17 protein-coding genes are annotated in these 15,728 nt (G+C 35.4%); 14 read left to right on the plus strand and 3 right to left on the minus strand.

Going from position 1 to position 15,728, the window contains the following annotated elements; all coding sequences use genetic code 11:
- The first annotated feature begins 17 nt into the window (after positions 1 to 17).
- From ccpM (WAA20_RS06100) to WAA20_RS06110, 3 genes are read left to right on the plus strand one after another with little or no spacing between them, the layout of a single operon-like run.
- Positions 18 to 1,436, plus strand: coding sequence for a Cys-rich peptide radical SAM maturase CcpM (gene ccpM, locus WAA20_RS06100; RefSeq protein ID WP_073384790.1), 1,419 nt, complete (start codon positions 18 to 20; stop codon positions 1,434 to 1,436).
- Between the two features lie 20 nt (positions 1,437 to 1,456).
- Positions 1,457 to 2,566, plus strand: coding sequence for a TIGR04066 family peptide maturation system protein (locus WAA20_RS06105; RefSeq protein WP_073384789.1), 1,110 nt, complete (start codon positions 1,457 to 1,459; stop codon positions 2,564 to 2,566).
- A 13-nt stretch (positions 2,567 to 2,579) separates the two neighbouring features.
- Entirely contained in the window at positions 2,580 to 2,834 is a 255-nt protein-coding gene (locus tag WAA20_RS06110; protein ID WP_139263577.1) for a hypothetical protein, read from the plus strand.
- A 180-nt stretch (positions 2,835 to 3,014) separates the two neighbouring features.
- Here the strand turns inward: WAA20_RS06110 and WAA20_RS06115 are convergent, their stop codons facing one another.
- The 3 genes from WAA20_RS06115 to WAA20_RS06125 all read right to left on the minus strand — a co-directional run bounded on the left by WAA20_RS06115 (position 3,015) and on the right by WAA20_RS06125 (position 5,643).
- On the minus strand, positions 3,015 to 3,818 hold the full coding sequence (locus WAA20_RS06115) for an AAA family ATPase (protein ID WP_073384787.1): 804 nt from the start codon (positions 3,816 to 3,818) through the stop codon (positions 3,015 to 3,017).
- On the minus strand, positions 3,818 to 5,062 hold the full coding sequence (locus WAA20_RS06120; protein ID WP_026512086.1) for a DDE-type integrase/transposase/recombinase: 1,245 nt from the start codon (positions 5,060 to 5,062) through the stop codon (positions 3,818 to 3,820). The genes WAA20_RS06115 and WAA20_RS06120 overlap by 1 nt, the downstream gene beginning before the upstream one ends.
- A gap of 62 nt (positions 5,063 to 5,124) precedes the next feature.
- Positions 5,125 to 5,643, minus strand: a complete 519-nt coding sequence (locus tag WAA20_RS06125) for a DUF6431 domain-containing protein (protein ID WP_139263575.1) — start codon at positions 5,641 to 5,643, stop codon at positions 5,125 to 5,127.
- Positions 5,644 to 6,116: 473 nt separating this feature from the next.
- On the opposite strand from WAA20_RS06125, the gene WAA20_RS06130 reads away from it, so the two are divergent.
- The 11 genes from WAA20_RS06130 (at position 6,117) to WAA20_RS06175 (ending at position 15,456) form a co-directional block, all read left to right on the plus strand.
- Complete coding sequence (locus WAA20_RS06130; protein WP_073384785.1) at positions 6,117 to 6,689, plus strand: hypothetical protein; 573 nt, start codon at positions 6,117 to 6,119, stop codon at positions 6,687 to 6,689.
- Between the two features lie 310 nt (positions 6,690 to 6,999).
- Positions 7,000 to 8,475 carry a Cys-rich peptide radical SAM maturase CcpM gene (gene ccpM / locus WAA20_RS06135; RefSeq protein WP_242951122.1) on the plus strand — a complete coding sequence of 492 codons (1,476 nt, stop codon included), beginning with the start codon at positions 7,000 to 7,002 and terminating at the stop codon, positions 8,473 to 8,475.
- A 5-nt stretch (positions 8,476 to 8,480) separates the two neighbouring features.
- Positions 8,481 to 9,536, plus strand: coding sequence for a TIGR04066 family peptide maturation system protein (locus tag WAA20_RS06140; RefSeq protein WP_073384782.1), 1,056 nt, complete (start codon positions 8,481 to 8,483; stop codon positions 9,534 to 9,536).
- Between the two features lie 11 nt (positions 9,537 to 9,547).
- On the plus strand, positions 9,548 to 9,790 hold the full coding sequence (locus WAA20_RS06145; protein ID WP_073384781.1) for a hypothetical protein: 243 nt from the start codon (positions 9,548 to 9,550) through the stop codon (positions 9,788 to 9,790).
- A gap of 3 nt (positions 9,791 to 9,793) precedes the next feature.
- Positions 9,794 to 11,002: a S8 family serine peptidase gene (locus WAA20_RS06150; protein WP_338802477.1), complete on the plus strand. Its 1,209-nt coding sequence runs from the start codon at positions 9,794 to 9,796 to the stop codon at positions 11,000 to 11,002.
- 157 nt (positions 11,003 to 11,159) lie between these two features.
- Positions 11,160 to 12,860, plus strand: coding sequence for an ABC transporter ATP-binding protein (locus WAA20_RS06155; protein WP_073384779.1), 1,701 nt, complete (start codon positions 11,160 to 11,162; stop codon positions 12,858 to 12,860).
- 141 nt (positions 12,861 to 13,001) lie between these two features.
- Positions 13,002 to 13,145 carry an accessory gene regulator B family protein gene (locus tag WAA20_RS21045; protein ID WP_081373618.1) on the plus strand — a complete coding sequence of 48 codons (144 nt, stop codon included), beginning with the start codon at positions 13,002 to 13,004 and terminating at the stop codon, positions 13,143 to 13,145.
- Between the two features lie 17 nt (positions 13,146 to 13,162).
- Positions 13,163 to 13,447: an accessory gene regulator B family protein gene (locus WAA20_RS06160; protein ID WP_073384778.1), complete on the plus strand. Its 285-nt coding sequence runs from the start codon at positions 13,163 to 13,165 to the stop codon at positions 13,445 to 13,447.
- Between the two features lie 19 nt (positions 13,448 to 13,466).
- A complete protein-coding gene (locus WAA20_RS06165; RefSeq protein WP_338802481.1) occupies positions 13,467 to 13,622 on the plus strand; it encodes a hypothetical protein in 156 nt (51 codons plus the stop codon).
- A gap of 26 nt (positions 13,623 to 13,648) precedes the next feature.
- Positions 13,649 to 14,497, plus strand: a complete 849-nt coding sequence (locus WAA20_RS06170; protein ID WP_073384777.1) for a hypothetical protein — start codon at positions 13,649 to 13,651, stop codon at positions 14,495 to 14,497.
- A 119-nt stretch (positions 14,498 to 14,616) separates the two neighbouring features.
- On the plus strand, positions 14,617 to 15,456 hold the full coding sequence (locus WAA20_RS06175; RefSeq protein ID WP_073384776.1) for a hypothetical protein: 840 nt from the start codon (positions 14,617 to 14,619) through the stop codon (positions 15,454 to 15,456).
- Positions 15,457 to 15,728: the final 272 nt, after the last annotated feature.

Genomic DNA, 15,728 nt, shown 5'->3' on the forward strand with positions numbered 1-15,728 from the left:
TCGCTATGAGGCAGAATATGAATAAACCATTCATACATTGTTTTGAAACGCCAAAAGCAAAATATTTTTATGATGTTAATACAAATGCCATAGTCAGGGTGTCATCGGATTTATATGATTATTTATCCGAAGGAAAGAAAAAGCATTGTAATAATGGGAATATAAGGAGAGAATTAGAAACGCTTGAAATGGCAGGAATGCTTAGTAGTGAAAAATGGAAGGGTATAGAACATCCAGCTTCACAAATGCTGTTGGAAAACCTAAATGGTTCAATTGAAATGTTGACATTGCAGATTACTCAACAATGCAACCTAAGATGTAATTATTGTCCATATTCTGGAAGCTATTATAACAGAATACATAGCAATAAAAATATGACTATTGAGGTGGCAAAAAAGGCCATAGATTTTTATATAAAACATTCTTTTGACAAGCGAGAAATTAATATCGGGTTTTATGGTGGAGAACCGATTATCCAATATGATCTTATAAAAAAAATAGTTGAATATACAGAAGTCAAAGGAGAAGGTAAAAAAGTCAATTATCATATAACAACAAATGCAACATTACTGGATCAAGAGAAAATATCTTTTCTTGCAAGTCATCATTTTAAAATGACGATAAGCTTAGATGGACCACGAGAATTACATGATAAGAATAGAAAACTAATGAGTGGTAAAGGAAGCTTTGACAAGGTAATGAAAAACATTCAGCTTATACAAAAGCATTATCCGGATTATATGAAGGAGATAATGTTTAACTGTGTTGTTGATGGACAGGGGGATTATGGATGCTTAAATGAATTCTTCACAAACTATGATAGCGTCAAAGAATCTAATACTTTCTTTAGTGACATTGCTGCTGAAGGAATTAAGGATGATGATATGCTTGGCTACAATGAAGAATATGATAAAGCATATCAATATGAAGTATTTAAGCTTCTATTAAGTAAGTGTGGTTTCATATCAGAAAAAGAGATATCTCCGATTGTTAAGTCGTATTATGATGTGATAAAAATGCGGCTTAAAGGCAGGAGCGAGGGTTATAATTACGAAGATTCAGGTCACCCAGGTGGACCTTGTATTCCTGGTATACACAAATTGTTTGTAAATGTTAATGGAGACTTTTATCCTTGTGAAAAACTAAATGAAAATATACCAGAAATAGTTATTGGAAATATTGAAAATGGCTTTGATTATCAAAAGATTTATAACATTTTGAATATAGGTAAAACTACTCAGAATGAGTGTAAAAATTGTTGGTGTAGTCGATTTTGTTATCAGTGTGTACTTTTTTCAGAATGTGGAGATCGGCTTTCAGAAAAAGCTAGGCTATCACATTGTGAAGCGGTTAAATCGGCGACGGAAAATTTATTTCTGGATTATTGTTTGATTAAAGAAGTTGAAGCAGAAGATAACAATATATATTTTCTGTAGAGTTCGTAGGAGGAAATCTTTTGAAGAGAGTTGTCCTATATCCATACGATGTAACGGATATTCATGTTTTACAGCACATGGATATGACGGTTTATCTTAATAAAGAAGACCTGAGATTATTTTGTGTCGCACCGAGAGGATGGGGATATGAGGGTGAAGATGCAGGAGCTAAGATAGGGATAGCTACAAAGATTTGTGTCGAATCCGATTATAATCGCTTGATAAAAAATGCAGATATTTTAATAATAACAGAATCATTTTTACCGATATCGGAAACAGAAATTATACATAAAATAGAAGATGCCTTATTAAAAGGGATAGAAGTTATTGTGCTACGAAAATTGAGCTTATCAGTTCAAAAGCTGTTGCTTGAAAAAACACACAATAACCCAAATTTGAAGTTATATGACGGAAATAAAATACGGTTAAATGATGATATTGACATAAATGATAGAACTATAGAAAAGGTACCTGCTCCTATAATACTTGTCATCGGAGCTGGAGAGAGATGCTGTAAGTTTGATGTGCAATTGGAATTGAGGAGAGAATTACATAAAAGAAATTATAAGATAACTCAAATTGGCAGCAAAAATTATTCTGAGTTTTATGGATTTCATGCATTTCCGGATTTTATGTTTAGCTACGGCGAAGATTCAGAATCCACTAAGATTATTAGATTTAATAAATATATTTTGCAACTGTACAAGGAAGAAAATCCTGATGTGATAATTATTGGAGTGCCAGGAGGAGCTTTTCCATATGATGATTTCTTCCATAACGAATTTGGCATATTAAACTATTATGTTTCCCATGCGGTTATGGCTGATTACATCATATTTAACTCACTTTATGTAGATAATATGCAGGGATATTTGAATGACGTTATAAATCAACTTTACAACAAATATGATTATGAGGTGGATCAGGTATATGTAAGCAATTTTGCACTCAATTACCCAGTATCTAAATCAGATAAGGAACTGTCATATATTACATGTAATACTCAATTTGTTATTGAGAAAACGGATGGGACAAGTACATTTACTATTTTTGATAACAAGACGAAGGAAAAATCCATAAAAAAACTTGTATCAACATTACAGGAATATGCAAATATTTCGGTTTTATAAGGGAAATAGAGTAATGGTGGATAAAAAAGCGATAGAGCGTGAGGTGTGTTCAAATATATTTTCATTAACTGGGAAAAAGATTGATGATATAAATGCGAATATATTTGGAAAACCATACTATATAAATCCAAGAGATATGGTGTATTTGTATATTGATATACAAGAAAAGTATACAATAAGGATTTCGGAAAATGTGATAAAGAAGCATAATCTTGTAACTGTAGGTGGGATTGCAGAGACTATTTTGGACTGTATGAATATGATGTAAAAATAATAGATTTGATATTAATTGTTGTCCGGCACATTAAATGAGTCCTCAATCTTCACTTTAAATGAGGCTGCATAGGGGGTCAGACAAAGGGTTCAGTCAGATTGTTTGACACCTGATTTTCAGATTATATAAATGAAATCATCCCTCACGCACTTTAAATGAGTGAGGGATGTAATCCTAACCAAGTTCGCAGTCATTGACTGCCTGCATGACGATGTCGGTTGTAATGAGATCAGCTTTGGCGCTGTCACCTATAAGGAGGCTGGCGTTACAGTACTTGTTTATGAGACGCGGAGTACCATCAGCTGCGTTGAGTATTGCTTCCATTGCTGCATCATCAAAGATGGTCTGATTACAGCCAGCACCTTTGAGCTTTTCAGAGATATAGCTGCGGCCTTCTTCCTTGGTCACACCATCAAGGTTGTAGTTCATGACGATTCTCTGCCTGAGGGGTTCATGAATACCAAGCCCAAGTGTGGAATTAAGGTTCGGAAGTCCGGCAAGCAGAATGACTGCTCTGTCCCTGGAATCCATCTCAAAGTTAAAAAGAATCTTGAGATCGTTAAGGATGGCATTGTTGATATAGTTCGCTTCATCAATGATGATCACAGGCGTTTTCCTCTTTTCAACGGACAGGCGTGTGACTTCTTCCTGGATGATCTTGAAATTACTTGGTTTCTTGAATGCAGGCTGGGCGCCAAACTCTGAAACAAGATTTCTGTAGAAATCATTCGGGGTCAGGGTGGAAAGACTTGAATATATAACTTTATACAGCGAGGGATTCAGCGATGATGACCAGTGCCTTATGACAGTTGTCTTGCCTCTACCGGGACTTCCGGTGAGCAGGCCGAATCCTTTGGTCTTGGCCAGGTAGTCAAGGCGGAACAGGGCTTCCCTGTGTTCTGCGGTATCAACGATTATCTCCCTTGAGTTCTTGATAAATGGGTTAAACTCAAGCCCGTAGCGTGTAAAGTATTCCATCAGTCTTCTCCTCTGCAGATATGTACCTTGTCTCTCTTAACTTTGGAATTCTCCACTTTGTTTAGGAGACGGATTGGCGTAAGTGTTCCATCGGCTTCAACAATGTAAATTTCGTCAAGCCCTGGAGAATAGCGGAGCTTGATATGCTGCTTTGAAAAACGGCAGTCCACTTCGTATTCAACCTGGTCTATGGTGATGACATTATCAGCCGAGACTCTTCTTTCGATTTCGAGGAGGAAGGAGTGGTCTATCTCTTCATCGCTGAGGCGGTGGAAAAGATTTGGTTCTGAGAAGTATCTGTCCTGCGGTGATCTTCCGTTTAAGGAAGAATGTACGGTCTGATTGTACTTCTGCACATAGGCAAAGAGATTACCTCTGAGTTCATCGAGGGAATGGAAATCCCTGATGTCGAGGCCTGACATCCACTGATCTTTCATGGTGCGGAACCAGCGCTCGATCTTTGCTTTCTGTGTAGGCGTGTAAGGCTGGTCATAATGGATGACTGAGCCGATGCGGGCGGCAAGGAGTTCCATCTGCTTGTTCTTGTAGGAACTGCCATTGTCAAAGTTGAACATCTGTGGACGTCCATACTTTGCAACTGCTGATTTTATGACAGACATGAGGTTAACAAAGTTGTCATTGAAGAAAACATCTATGCCTACGATGAACCTGCTTGCATCATCGATAAGGGCAATGATGTAGACTTTATGCTTCTTGCCATCATCGGTCTTAAGATAGGGGCCAACGCTTGAATCTCCGCACCATACCTCGTTGATGTGTGGGCGCTCGTAACGTCGCATGTCAGGGTTTGTGGTGGTCTTCATTTCAAGTGAGAGCTGATTGACGTAGCGGTTGACTGTTGATTCTGAAACAGTGCCTACTTTTATGCTTCCGTTATCCTGAAGCTGTCTGTGGATAGATGCTGCGGACATGCGGGGGTAGTTGGTTTTGAGATATCTGATCTGTTCCTGAAGATCTGCATCCAGCTTTCGGGGCAGACCCTGATCCACACGGCCTGTAGGGATGAGAGCATCAAAACCGCCTTTCTTGTAGTTACGGTACCAGCGCTCAATGGTCTGTGGTGCAAAGTGCTTGACCGAGCCATCAGGAGCTAAAACTCCCTTGGCTGAGGCGTCATTAAAGAAAGCCGTAAGGGATGAGTAGTCTTCCCAGAGACCTGAAATGATTGGAGAGATAACAGAGTATCTCATAAGAGCAATGTTTTGTTGTTTTTCCTGATCCATGGCGGATCCTCCTTTCGTTTTTTCTTAAGTATATGGAGGATCAGGAGAGAGTTCGTGCCAGGTTATGTGGTATTTAAGAAAAGGATATTTGGAGTACATTTAATCTGCATGAACTGACGCTTGAAGTATTGAAAACAGCTGCTTATAAGGCTTTCGCTATCAACAGAAATACGTTCGGAGATAAGCCGTTGTTTCCAGTGCTTCAGGTACATCCTGATGATGTATCTAAAGTTGCTCTCGTCAAAAGACAGAGCTGAGGAAAGAGTGATGCTTGAAAGCGTCTCTTTTTCATGAGCTGTGATTATCTGAAGGTGATCCTGGAATGATATCTGGGAATAAGGAACCATTGATGACAGAAGGATAGCGTGAGTGCGTCCACACTGATCGCATTTCACACGGCAGATCCTGAACATTACTTTTCCATCCTCGGTTTTAACATATCTGTTGTAATAACCATGGACGGATAGGCAGCCTGACTGACCACAAGGGCATTTGAGCTGATGGAACTGGAGATTGTTTAGGACAGAGTTGTAGAAACATGGTGTAATCGGATTGTTTTCTTCGACGTAAAGGGTTATCATTGTCTTGCATGTTTTCGTACACTTCTGTGTACGGAGTTGCTAAGGCAGGATACCAAACTTTGGTCGGGGAGGGATCCTGCCTTTTATTGTCAGTAACTTTCCCATGATAACACAAAAGGCATGGCATTAAATAATCTGGCGTATTATGCACCAGAATAAATAAGTCCACACCTTTAAATAAAGTGATTCAAAAACAGAATTTAGAACGCAGGTAAAGTAACAAACAACAATTAATGCCATCTATGGTATTTGGTTTTATGATAGGACTATTATTAGTGAAAAGAGGTGAGAACTTGAGATACCTTGTTAAGAAGACTATTGATATTATTAAATCAATTTTACACAAACTTGGCACGCCAGATGAACTTAAAGAACCTAATCCATTGACGGGGGAACAGTATTTGGATTTGCTTCGGATTATAAGGAAATAATACTTGATAATTATGAAAGATATGATGAAGGAGGTTTATGACATGAAAGTTACTACTGCGAATAATCAGTATTCAGTGAATAATTGGGTAACTAATAATAAAAAGCCAAACAATGTGAGAGAGTATTCAAATTATCTTACAAATAAGTATGGATGTCTTACTCCAGGGAAAAATGCGGCTGTTTCTATAACGGGTGGATTATTACGGAAAGCTATGGCAGATGAAAAAACTGGAGAATGGCTAGAGAGAGAATTGGGAAAAGTTACAGACTATATTAGAACTGCTCAGAAAGCAGCTATAGCGCATGGGTCCACACTGAAATCTGTGTCTATTGAATTTGGAGAAGAGTATAGTACGATGACAACCACAGGAGTGTTTAATGGTGGAGGAGGAACTGATTCTGAAATAGATGAATGGTTAGCAAAGATTGAAGAAAAAAAGTCAGAAAAAAAAGCAAGTGAAAAAAAGATAGAGCAGAAAAAAATTGAATCGGATCAAGATACATTCGCAATGGAAATGCGTGGAAAAAGTCTTGAAGATTTAACAGGGGATTTTGTGATGAAACTTTCTTTACAGACAAGTGGAAAAGCAGGTAGTTTTGATGTCAGGGGATAATAAAAAGTCTAAATAATATATGCAAAAAAGTGTAGAATTTGACGACTTGTCAAATTTCTATAGTATAAGGGAAAGGAGGAAAACACCATGTTAGGAAAGAAAATGAAAATGGAGAGTGGCACATTTATGGCATATGCATCTTGTTCTTGTACGTGTTTTTGCGCATGTAAATGCCAAAATTGTCACAGCATTGGTGAAGCGAATGGTATCCAAATTGCAAATGATGCTCAGTACAATACTACTGGTGTGCAAAGCAGAGGTCCCATTTTGCTCCTGAATTCTTAGTAGAGGGCGGCGTATTGAGGAGACCTTGCGTGAAGAAATTCAAGCAAGGTCTTCTGCTTTTAGGAGAATGTATATGCGCATGAAAAAACCAAATTATTATCTTTTTGAAGAAGGAAAGAAGTGTTATTTATATGATGTGAATATTAATTCTATAGTATCTATTTCGAGAGAATTGTATCTTTTTTTATCTGAATGGAAGGATAATATAGATCGTGAAATACCTGAATCTTTAAGAGAAACCATACAATTTCTAACAGGGCATGGGTATTTGTCTGAAAAGAGAATAATAAACAGTGTATCACATTTTGAAGCGGAAGTTTTGCAGGATCTCCTAAATGGTAATATGTCATCGATTATTCTTCAAGTGACGCAGAATTGTAATTTGCGATGCAAGTATTGTGTTTATTCTGGAAGTTATATTAATCGTACACATACCAAAGCAAGGATGTCTGTAGACACGGCTAAAAAAGCGATTGATTTTTTGGCAAGCCATTCTTCCAATAGTAGTGATATTTCAATAGGTTTCTATGGCGGTGAGCCTTTATTGGAAATCAGTTTAATTAAAGAAATAGTTACTTATGCTAGAGGAATATTTGGTGGTAAAAAAATTAATTTCAACATAACTACAAACGCTACACTGCTTAATTTGGATATAGCAGATTTTTTGATTGAAAATGGATTCAATATTACTGTTAGTTTAGATGGACCGAAAGAAATTCATAATAAAAATCGAGTGTTTGCAAATAGCAATGAGGGCTCTTTCGATACAGTTATGAAAAATATAGAGGCTATAAAAGAAAGATTTCCGGAAGCTATAGAGAGAATTGCATTCAATGCTGTAATTGATATGTCTCAAGATGTCGGATGTTCAAATGATTTCTTTATGAGTTATGATACAGTAAAGAATATTGGCGTAAATGGTACTTTTGTAAATCAGGTTAATAGGAAAGATGCTATCCAATATGATTATAAAAACTATGCAGATGCTAACTATGAGGTTTTTAAAGTGTTTTTATATGCTTGTAAGAAAGAAATGTTTAACGTATATAAGCCGACAGTTTTTGGTAGTGAGATCTCATCAATTAAGCAAACGATGTGCGACAGATATGTGGGTAAAGAGGGATTTGAGGATAGAATAAGCCCTGGTGGTCAGTGTTTGCCCGGAATACAAAGGTTTTTTGTGACCGTTGATGGGAAATTTTTCCCATGTGAAAGAGTAGATGAAACATCAGATGATTTATGCATAGGCAATCTTGAAGAGGGAATAGCAATTGATAAAGCATTAAGTATTTTGAATATAGCACAGCTGACTACAGAGCAATGTAAAAATTGTTGGTGTTATAAGATGTGTTATCAATGTGTTGCTAAAGCACAAAAGGATGGAAAAATAGATGCATCGGCAAGATTGAAATGGTGCACGCAAACAAAAGAAAATGTGGAAAATACCATAAGAAATTATATCGTACTAAAAAAATATGGATGTGAATTTGAGGAGGTGTAGGTTCATTGAGAATAGGATTATTTCCATATTCAGTAGACAATAGATGTTTGTGTAAGTATGAGAAGCTTTGTAAATATAAGTATTCTTACCTGATTTCTTATGGGAGTTTTTTTAAGGATGTGAACAACCCTAAAGATGATAGAATTATTTTGCTTGACGATGCGAAGAGTTATCCAGTAGAGATTGATAGAGTCTTCTTTGTGGATTGCAATACCTTGTCGTTTGAAGACTATGACAAGGCGCTTAAGTTGTTTGTACAAAAAGGCATAGAAGTTGTTCTTGCTACTGGTAAATATGATGATGCATTAATGAAGAATAATTCTGAATGTAGTCCTCTGATTAAAGATATACATGATATAAAACTTGTGACGGAAATCAGTGTTGAAGAGGCCGAAAGTCTTGAAAAGAGGGATATTAGTGTTCCTATAATAGCAATTTTAGGAACAGGATATAATGTTTCTAAATTTGATATCCAATTATATCTGGGAACCAATTTTATCAAAAAAGGATATAGAGTGTCGCAGATTGCCTCAAAAAAAGCCGGTGAGCTATTTGGATTTCATTCAACACCTGATTTTATGTTCAATAATAAATATTCTAATCAAGAGAAAATATTTAAATATAACGAATATGTTAGGCTGATTAGCAAGACTGAAAAACCAGATGTGATAATAATTGGAGTACCGGAGCCTATTTTACCTTTAAACAAAAAACACCCTTTTAATATGGGGATTATAGCATATGAAGTGATGAATGCAGTAGACGTAGATTATACAATTTTAGCGCTTATGCATGGTGAATATTCAGATGAGTTTAAGGACGAAATGAATAATTTCTTTAAATATAGGTACAATACGGAGATTGATGATTTTTATATTTCAAATTTTACGATTGTTTCAAATTCTCTGTATTCTAGAGAACTGACATATGCATACGTTTCTGACAGTACAGTATCTGATATAGAGGGTAAATACTGGCATGAAAAAGATTTAGACGATATGATGTTTTTTAATCGTATTGAAGAACAGTTAAAGCGATTTGCCGATTATGAACAATTCTAGGGAGCAAGAATATGATGGAACAACAAGTAAGAGAATGGATTATAAATTCGATTTTGAAGTATAACTGTATAAAAATTGAAGAGGGAATAAGTTTGTTGGACCCAAGGAATGGATTGTTGCCACGTGACTTGTTGCGTTTATTTTTTGAAATTCAAGAAGAATTTGATGTGGATTTTGATGAAAAAGATATTATTACTCGGCGATTTGATTATATTGATAATATGGTCAATTCGGTTTTGGATAAGAAGGTGTGATGGATGAAAATAGGAATACTTGATAGCGAAATAGCTAAAGACAGTATTATTAGACGAGACGAAGATAGAATACAGCAGAAGGAAATGATGCTATCGCATGGAGAAAAGTGTGCGGAAATAATAATCAAATATGGGATTGACATTCAAATTATAAGTAAAAAGATATTAGATGCAAATGGAATAGGTTCAATTACGGATCTTCCTAATGGATTAGAAAAGTGTTATTTATGTGGGGCAAGGATTGTTAATATTAGTTTTGGTACTACTCATTTTCGAGATAAGGAGTTTATACGCAAAATAGTAAACCACTACGCAAATCAGGGAATGATTATTATAGCAGCATCATCAAATGATGGATATACATCTTATCCAGCGTCGTTTTCAAATGTAATCGGCGTATCGGCAGGAGATATTTTGGATACAAATATAGATATGTGTATCCAAAAAGGAATTGATTTTTTTGCGCCGCCAGGACACGAAATAGAAATGGAAAGCGTTTCTTTTTTTGGTGATAAAGGGAACAGTTTTGCGGCACCTTATGTCACAGCTATGGTTGGGAACTTAATTGAAAAAAAGGGGTTTATGACTATTGATAAAATCAGGCGAGAATTATCTAAGAAAATGAATATGTTTCTTTATGCCCCTGATTGGATAGAAACGGCATGGGTATCGCCAGAATATCAGGGGCGGGAAGCTATGTTTTATTTTGGGGTAGATACTAGAGATTTACAGACCTGTATCAATGATGTAGATACTATTGTTTTATGTAATAAAGAAGAGTTCAATTCGTATTTTAGTTTTGGTAAGCATATTGTTTATTTGGGTAGGGATAATCTAAATATTTGTGAATATGAATATCATTTTTGGAGCAGCAATGTGCAAAAAAATCGAATAATGTTATCTAAAGAAAAGACAGGGGTAATAGATGTTCCCATTGCTTATTTCTTTTACGAAAAAGATGTAGATATTATAAGTTTTCTTGACTCTTTGAAAAAGCAGTTTGCGGACGAAGGGTATAATGCATATGTTGGTTGTGACTCCATAGATAGTGTGTTATACGATTTAGAATACTTGCCGCAAGAAGATGTTAATAAGAATAAAATAGAAGACTATATTTATTGGCAAACTAATAATCAGCAATCAGACATCATTTTGATTGGCGAGAAAAAAATTAGTGAATATCAGGATATGGTTTTGATGAGTCGGATTTGATAATTGAATTGATGAGAGATAAAAAGGGACTTAATTTGTCTATAAATGTTCCAAGCAGTGATAAGGAGAGCATTACATTTTCAAATTTGAAAAAAGAAAATATGAGATCTGTTTTACACTGTATTATCAGTGTTTTATAAGGTTTTTAGGGGAAAATATGACAGATAAACAAGCCGTTATTAGATTAGTAAAGTTAATTACAAAATATAAACTTACAATAAGCCTGATTATGGGAGGCTTAATAGTATCAACGATACTTAATTTTGCTATTCCGTTAGTAAGCAGAAAGATTATGGATGATGGATTTATTGCTGGTAATAAAAATCTCATCATCTTTTTTGCATTAGCATCTTTTTTGATTTTTACGATGATTACAGTTTTGGATTTATTTACTGAAAAGTTAAGGATAGGATTATCTGCGAAAATACAGTATAAACTCAATGAAGAGGCTTTTAACCATTTGTTACACATTAAGATTGGGTATTATGATAAGCAAAATTATGCGGAGACTTTTAGTAGTCTAAATATGGATATTTCTGCTATTACATCTATTGCTGATGAGGGAATGTTTTTTGTTGTGACACAAATATTTAGTATTATCGGAGGGATTATAGGTCTGTTCATTCTTGACTACCGAATGACAGCTATTGTTCTTGTGATTATTCCGATAAAATATATAGTCATGAAGTTTTTTGCAAAGAAACGAAAAGAAAAGATGGATCAATTTATTGAAGCTAATAAAGATTATGCAGGATGGTTTGGTGATACGATAGGAGGAGTGCGGGAAGTAAGGCTCCTTGGCATAATATGCCAAAAACAAGGGGAGTTTTCAGTTAAACAGAAAAAAGTTATTGGAAAACTTAAAGGATTGAATATGCTGTCTCAATGGAACATGGGTATTGATTCTATTATGATGCAAGCTATGATACTTGTGATATATATTGTTGGAGCAAATCTTGTATTTGATTTGGGGTTGACTATAGGAACTGTTTTTGCATTCATTACTTATAGTGCGTATGTTACCGGTCCCATATCTGCAATATTGAATATAAAATACCTTCTTTCTGGAATAATTCCCTCTACCAAAAGATATTATGATTTTTTGTCAGAGCCAGAAGAAAGCGGTGCAGATGGAAAAGAACTCCCTGTTTGGGATGAGGTTATATTTGACAAAGTTACTTTTTCTTATGACGAGAAGATACCTGCCGTTGAGGATATAAATTTATGTATATTGAAAGGTCATAAGATAGCATTTGTTGGTAAAAATGGATGTGGAAAGAGTACGCTTATTGAGCTTCTTTTACGTCTCCGTAAACCGCAGGTGGGTAATATTAGGGTTGGTGATATTAATATTGAAGAAATATCCTTGATTAAATATCGAGAATTGTTTTCGGTGGTAAGTCAAGATGTGTATTTGTTCAATGATACCATAAGAAATAATATTCGTCTTTATAAGGATATAGATGATGAAACCATAAATAAAGCCTGTGAAGACAGCGGACTTGTGGACTTTATAAAAGAAGTATCGCTTGATTATAATGTTGGTGCAAATGGAGCTATGCTATCTGGAGGACAGAAGCAGAAGGTGGCTCTTGCCAGAGCAATAGTGTTGGATAGGCCTATATTCATATTAGATGAGGCAACATCCAATGCGGATGTTTCCTCAGAGCTGCAGATTAATTCCTTACTGCGTACCAGACTGAAGGAAAAGACGGTTATTGTAATCAGCCATAGGGAATCAGTGTTAAAGGAAATGGATCAGATTATTCTTATAGATACGGGGAAAATAGTTTGGAACTCAGGCTATGAAGAGCTAATCGAATCAGATTTATATAAACAAATTCAAAGGGAACTATGAGTTTTAATAATAGTATAATGCATAACTAATTAAGGAAGATAGATTTCTATAGATGAGTGATATGTGTATTGAGAAATAGACAGAATGATATCTAATATGCATAAAAAGGACGATTATTAATGTACATAGCTAAAAAACAATATGCAAATAAATTTTAGGAAGGTAATTCATTCGATTTTCTTTTTGTCGATCTTTATGTTGCTGAGAAGATATACTGTTGGATATCATGCCGGAAATTTCTGTTTGTGTTATTTAGAGTCAATGCTTATTTTATATAGAACATGATATTTGGAGATAAAATCATGCCAAATCAGATTTTGTCTTATGTAGCGTTTGTTTCTTCTTTTGTTTTAATAATGCTAGTAGTAGGTACAATTAATCATCCGAACATGAATTATAGTGAGCATGTACTCAAGGAATCCCAAAAATCAGCTAGGTATATGCTGTTATTAGAAACATTTATTATAGTGTCTCTATGGACGTTAGGGGCATCTGAGCAGTACACATGCTTTATGTCCTGGGGAATTATATTATGTGCTTTATGTGATGTGGTAGCAAAAATAACAAAACAGGAGGTGGTGAGATGATAGAAAAAAGATGGTGAAAATGGCTTTACTTCAGGTGATGGCAATGATGGCGGAAGATAAGGCAAACAGCTATAGTTGGGTACCCATCTGTGCGGGAATATTGCATCAGCCGGAGAGACCAATAGACAGTGGGATAAAGCAAAAAGAGAAATATATTTGGAACAGTAAGCAGTAAATACATGTCGATTAGGAGGTATTAATATGAATTCAAGTATTTATTTAAATCGTATAGTAAAAACATTTCTTGCTATTGGTATTGTGATGCTTTTTATAAGTATAACTGGAATTACAGCGAGAGCTGAAAGCACAAATGAGGTTGAGCCAAACGATACTATGGCTGCAGCACAGTCAATTAGTGCAAATAATGAAACAGCCGCTGGTACGGTAAATGGATCTTATACTGGCCAACATGTTATTAATGGATATACATCTAATACGGATGAAGATTGGTTTGTGGTATATCTTACCAGTGGTGTCAAATACTTAACATGCAACGGAAATTCATTTGATTATGAAGTGAAAGATTCGAATGGTTCAACAGTAAGAGCTGGGACATATACTAAAGTTGGCTTTGGACCTACAGCGTATAGCTTGAATATAAGTGCGGATGGTTATTATTATGTAAATATAGTAGGCGTAGTATCGACTTCAAAAAGCTATTTGTTCTCGATAGGGAGTCCCACATATTCAGTGTCTAGCAGTGATATCAGTTGTGTAGAAGGATCCATTTCTATGACATCTGGAGGTGGAAGTCAAACGGGTCATTTCGCTGGAAATTTATCATCTTTTCCTGAAGATGCAGTGGTATATTCTGTTAGAATGAAGAACGTTCGTTCTACTGATGTAAGCTCAATCCAATTGAGTAATGGGACAAGTGGAAATACTATCAATTTAAATACATATACATGGGATAAAAGTGGATTAGTAGGGTTAAATATGCCGGCATCAGCCATGTGGTCTGCAATATTTGGGTATAACAAGGTTACAACATTTACCCCGGTTTTGAGGATTGATTTTGTTTATCCTGTATATTCAACGATGGTAGATTGATTATCTATTGCACTTAAACTTATATCCATTTTATGGGATGCTATACGTAGACCGTACAGCATGGTGATGCGCCTCATTGTACGGTCTGCGTAATTACTGAAAAGGAGATGAGAAAAAACATGAGAATATCAGGTGTTGGCGGGCACGTGCAAAATATTGGATATAAATCAAGCAGAAGAAGTGAGGACAAAAGTGGAAAAAGTGAAATCCGGGATCAATATATCCACGCTGACATTTTAACTAGCCCAACATATGAAAAGGCTACAATTAAGAAAAAATGTCCAGATTCATCAATAGACATTATAAATTTTAATACTGAGAGTATTTTGAAACAAAAAAGAGAGACAGTTGAGAGCATTTTTGTGAATAACGAAGAGTACTTAAAAAAGGACTTGCCAAGAGTCGATTATAGTAGATGCTGTTCTATTAAAGCAAATAAAAACAGAATTATTCTTAATAATATGAGCTATTATGGTTATCAAGACAGGAGTGGTTTAAAACATGTTTTTTCTTGTGCCAATAATCGACTTGAACAACCATATTCGGATTTGATTTCAGGGAGGCAAAATAATAAAAGTTATCAAATTTGCAAGTTTTGGAATATGCTATCGAGAGATGGTACATACATTGGACTATACTATTCTCAAGAGGAACAGAAACAGTTATTAAATGATGCGGGGATCACAAAAGGATTTTTTTCAGTTGAAATTGGGGAAAACAAACAGGAATACTTTTTTTCAAATGGGAATGCGGGGGTTACTGTAAGACAGTTTGAGTATGATGCAACATATGATATGTTTGTAAAAAGAGGAACCGCGCTGTTCAATAAATATGAGGTTGGTTCTGTATTTAAAATTGGAGGGAAAGAGTATGTATTGAATGAACAACGCAAACTGGATATCCCTTATGGTGAAGATATTTTTGATATAGAGTTTCCGAAAATGAGTACTGTTGATTAAATAAGCAATGGTTTATAAAATTTTAAAGTGTTCGAGTATTTGGTTCTCATCTATTAACTGTTGAAGAAGCAAGAAAAAATGAGATAAATATTATATTACCCCGGTCATTAAAAATAGACATGTTTAGGCTATTGATCTATTGGTTTAGCAAGGTGTTTAACAATAGATTGTGTCGATTTATTGTGGCCGGAGTAATAGTTGACAGCCTATCTATGTGGGGATACTGCATACGCTATAAAATGAGTTTTTGAAGAGAGAATGGCTGATACTGA

The sequence above is a fragment of the Butyrivibrio fibrisolvens genome (assembly GCF_037113525.1).
GTDB classification, from domain to species: domain Bacteria; phylum Bacillota; class Clostridia; order Lachnospirales; family Lachnospiraceae; genus Butyrivibrio; species Butyrivibrio fibrisolvens.

Excerpts from the sequence above, each read along its gene's own strand:
- WAA20_RS06170 (WP_073384777.1), top strand. The coding sequence starts at position 13,649 with ATGAATTCAAGTATTTATTTAAATCGTATAGTAAAAACATTTCTTGCT.
- WAA20_RS21045 (WP_081373618.1), top strand. The coding sequence starts at position 13,002 with ATGCAAATAAATTTTAGGAAGGTAATTCATTCGATTTTCTTTTTGTCG.
- WAA20_RS06160 (WP_073384778.1), top strand. The coding sequence starts at position 13,163 with ATGCCAAATCAGATTTTGTCTTATGTAGCGTTTGTTTCTTCTTTTGTT.
- WAA20_RS06175 (WP_073384776.1), top strand. The coding sequence starts at position 14,617 with ATGAGAATATCAGGTGTTGGCGGGCACGTGCAAAATATTGGATATAAA.
- WAA20_RS06145 (WP_073384781.1), top strand. The coding sequence starts at position 9,548 with ATGATGGAACAACAAGTAAGAGAATGGATTATAAATTCGATTTTGAAG.
- WAA20_RS06110 (WP_139263577.1), top strand. The coding sequence starts at position 2,580 with ATGGTGGATAAAAAAGCGATAGAGCGTGAGGTGTGTTCAAATATATTT.
- WAA20_RS06150 (WP_338802477.1), top strand. The coding sequence starts at position 9,794 with ATGAAAATAGGAATACTTGATAGCGAAATAGCTAAAGACAGTATTATT.
- WAA20_RS06125 (WP_139263575.1), bottom strand. The coding sequence starts at position 5,643 with ATGATAACCCTTTACGTCGAAGAAAACAATCCGATTACACCATGTTTC.
- WAA20_RS06130 (WP_073384785.1), top strand. The coding sequence starts at position 6,117 with ATGAAAGTTACTACTGCGAATAATCAGTATTCAGTGAATAATTGGGTA.
- WAA20_RS06115 (WP_073384787.1), bottom strand. The coding sequence starts at position 3,818 with ATGGAATACTTTACACGCTACGGGCTTGAGTTTAACCCATTTATCAAG.
- WAA20_RS06155 (WP_073384779.1), top strand. The coding sequence starts at position 11,160 with ATGACAGATAAACAAGCCGTTATTAGATTAGTAAAGTTAATTACAAAA.
- WAA20_RS06120 (WP_026512086.1), bottom strand. The coding sequence starts at position 5,062 with ATGGATCAGGAAAAACAACAAAACATTGCTCTTATGAGATACTCTGTT.
- ccpM (WP_073384790.1), top strand. The coding sequence starts at position 18 with ATGAATAAACCATTCATACATTGTTTTGAAACGCCAAAAGCAAAATAT.
- WAA20_RS06165 (WP_338802481.1), top strand. The coding sequence starts at position 13,467 with ATGGCTTTACTTCAGGTGATGGCAATGATGGCGGAAGATAAGGCAAAC.